The organism is Streptomyces sp. OfavH-34-F (assembly GCF_022347745.1).
Classification (GTDB): domain Bacteria; phylum Actinomycetota; class Actinomycetes; order Streptomycetales; family Streptomycetaceae; genus Streptomyces.
On record NZ_JAKRGC010000493.1, the window covers coordinates 1 to 3,040 of the forward strand.

The window sequence follows — 3,040 nt, forward strand, 5'->3', positions numbered from 1 at the left end:
CGGACGCAGCGCCGGGGCCCGGGTCGCCTGCCGCACCGCCGCCGCGCTCGGCGCCCGCGCGGTCCTGGCGCTCAGCTTCCCGCTGCACCCCCCGGGCCGCCCCGAGAAGACCCGCGCCGGCGAACTCCTGGACTGCGGGCTGCCCGCGCTCGTCGTCCAGGGCGGCAACGACCCCTTCGGGAAGCCCGCCGAGTTCCCGCCGGGCGACTACCGGATCACCGAGGTGCCGTACGGGGACCACGGCTTCGCCGTACCGAAGAGATCGGGGCTCACCGAGGAGCGGGCGATGGAGATCCTTACCGGCGCCGTCACCGGCTGGCTGGCCGGGATCGGCTGAACCGGAACCGGCCCGCGCGGCCGGGAATGCCCGGCGGGGGGCCGCTGTTGTTCCGGACATCGGTACGCCAACGTCGTAAGTGGAGAGGGAGTCCGTCGCATGGGTTCGACCATCTGCCCGCGTCGCACAGACACCGCCGACCTGGAGTGGACGGTCCTGCACGCGGCCAGGCCCGCGCACGAGCGGTCACCCGGCGGCACGGAACGACAGCCCGCGCGCGACCAAGGTCGACTATTCTCCGATTCGAGCGGGTCCGGCGCGGGCTCCGCCCCAGCGTTGGAGGAGGTGGGTCCGGTCACGGGGACAGACACAGGGACCGACGACGGCCGCCCGCAGGAGACGACGGCCGAGCGCAACGCGCGTTTCGAGCGCGACGCCCTCGGCTTCCTGGACCAGATGTACTCGGCCGCCCTGCGCATGACGCGCAACCCCGCGGACGCCGAGGACCTCGTCCAGGAGACGTACGCCAAGGCGTACGGCTCCTTCCACCAGTTCCGTGAGGGCACCAACCTCAAGGCCTGGATGTACCGCATCCTGACGAACACCTTCATCAACTCGTACCGCAAGAAGCAGCGCGAACCCCAGCGCAGCGCCGCCGAGGAGATCGAGGACTGGCAGCTGGCCCGCGCCGAGTCGCACATGTCGACCGGGCTGCGCTCCGCCGAGTCGCAGGCCCTCGACCACCTCCCGGACTCGGACGTGAAGTCCGCGCTGCAGGCGATCCCCGAGGAGTTCCGCATCGCGGTCTATCTCGCCGATGTAGAGGGCTTTGCCTACAAGGAGATCGCGGACATCATGGGGACACCCATCGGTACGGTGATGTCCCGACTGCACCGGGGCCGCCGTCAGCTGCGCGGCATGCTGGAGGATTACGCCCGCGACCGCGGACTCGTCCCCGCGGGCGCCGGTAAGCCGGACGATCGGAAAGGCTCGGGCTCATGAGCTGCGGAGAGCCGCACGAGACGGAGTGCTCAGAGGTCCTCGACCACCTCTACGAGTTCCTCGACCGGGAGATGCCCGACAGCGACTGCACCAAGTTCGAGGCGCATTTCGTCGAGTGCTCCCCCTGTCTGGAGAAGTACGGCCTGGAACAGGCCGTGAAGAAGCTGGTCAAGCGCTGCTGCGGTCATGACGACGTACCGGCCGACCTCCGGGCCAAGGTGATGGGCCGGATCGACCTCATCCGCTCGGGACAGGCCGTGCCGGACCAGGACGTCACGGTCTCCGACACCGAGGTGCCCACCGCGGCCGGAGACTGACCCCTCCCGGCCTGACCCCGCGCTTCACCCGAACGTGCTAATCGCCCCCATCGGCCCCCGCCCGGACCGCCCCGCTCGTTAGCGTGGCTCCTTCACGAGCGGAGCTGGGGGGCGAGCGAGGGTGGGAGCCACACGCCGGGCCACGCGGGCCCACATCGGAGCCGTCGCCCTCGCGGCGGCCCTGTGCGCCGCGCCCGCCCTGCGCCCGGGCGCGGACACGCCGTGGGCCAGCCTCGGACTGCTCACGGCGCTCTACCTCGTCTGCGAACTCCCCGGCCGCTGCCCGTCCTTCGGCGGCTCCGCGCCGCTCGGCGCCGGGTCCTTCTTCCCGCTGCTGCTCGCCGCGGCCTTCCTGCTGCCGCCCCCGGCGGCGGCCCTCGTCGCGATCCCCGGCTCCCTCGCGGGCCGGGTGGACGAACCGCCCGTCACCGCCCGCCGGATCTGGCGCGCGGCCGAACTGGCCGTCGCCGTATGGGCCGCGGCCTGGGCGCACACCCTCCTCGGCGGTCCCGCCCCCGGCGGCCCGCCCGCCCTGCCGCCCGCCCTGCTGCCCGTCTGCGCGGCCGCCCTCGCCTTCAGCGCGGTGCTCGCCGCCCTCGACGGCTCGATCCTCCTCGTCGCGGAGCGCCTGCCCGCGCGCCGCGCCTGGCGCGGGCTGCTGCCGCGCTCCCTGGCCCCGCACCTGGTGCATGGCCTGGCCGGGCTGATGATGGCCGTGCTGTGGAACAGCCGCTACGGGCCGCTGGCCGCGCTCTTCGTGCTGCTGCCCATGTACATCTCCTGCTGGGTCTTCGCGCAGTACCACCGCGAGCAGGCCGCGCACCGGGCCACCATCCGCGCCCTCGTCCAGGCCGTGGACCTCAAGGACACCTACACCCGGGGCCACAGCGAACGCGTCGGCCGCGCCTCCGTCCTCATCGCCCGCGAACTCGGCATGGACCGGCACCGCGTCGACGTGCTCCGGTTCGCCGGCATCCTGCACGACGTCGGCAAGCTGGGTGTCCCCACCCGCGTCCTGCGCAAGGACGGCCCGCTCACCCCGGGGGAGCGGCGCGTGATCGAACTCCACCCCGAGTACGGGCACGAGATCGTCCGGGGCATCGGCTTCCTCGGCGAGGCCCGCGCCGCGATCCTGCACCACCACGAACGGCTCGACGGCAGCGGCTACCCCTACGGGCTCTCCGGCCGGGGCATCCCCGAGTGCGCCCGGGTCGTCGCCGTCGCCGACGCCTTCGACGCCATGACCTCGACCCGCTCCTACCGGCGCGCCCGCCCGGTCCCCGCCGCCGTCGAGGAGCTGAAACGGTGCGCCGGCACCCAGTTCGACCCCCGCATGGTCCGGGCCCTCGCCCGCGGCCTGGAGCGCTACGGCTGGTGCGCGGCGGTCACCTCGGACGACGCGCCGCCCGTCCCCCCGCCCCGCGAGGAGGCGCCCGGCGGCACC

At 73.6% G+C, this 3,040-nt stretch carries 4 protein-coding genes; all 4 read left to right on the plus strand.

The genetic code is table 11. The annotated features are described in order from the left end of the window. Positions 1-337: alpha/beta family hydrolase (locus MHW47_RS33840; protein ID WP_374230191.1), on the plus strand; the 337-nt coding region annotated here is incomplete at its 5' end. 285 nt (positions 338-622) lie between these two features. Continuing rightward, positions 623-1,279 (plus strand): sigma-70 family RNA polymerase sigma factor, encoded by a 657-nt coding sequence (locus MHW47_RS33845; protein ID WP_239227673.1) that lies wholly within the window; start codon positions 623-625, stop codon positions 1,277-1,279. Next, positions 1,276-1,596, plus strand: coding sequence for a mycothiol system anti-sigma-R factor (gene rsrA / locus MHW47_RS33850; protein ID WP_239227674.1), 321 nt, complete (start codon positions 1,276-1,278; stop codon positions 1,594-1,596). Before MHW47_RS33845 ends, rsrA begins: the two co-directional genes overlap by 4 nt. A gap of 121 nt (positions 1,597-1,717) precedes the next feature. Beyond that, positions 1,718-3,040 (plus strand): HD-GYP domain-containing protein (locus MHW47_RS33855; protein WP_239227675.1); only part of this gene is annotated, 1,323 nt, incomplete at its 3' end.

Coding starts and splice junctions, on each gene's coding strand:
- rsrA (WP_239227674.1), top strand. CDS start 1,276: ATGAGCTGCGGAGAGCCGCACGAGACGGAGTGCTCAGAGGTCCTCGAC.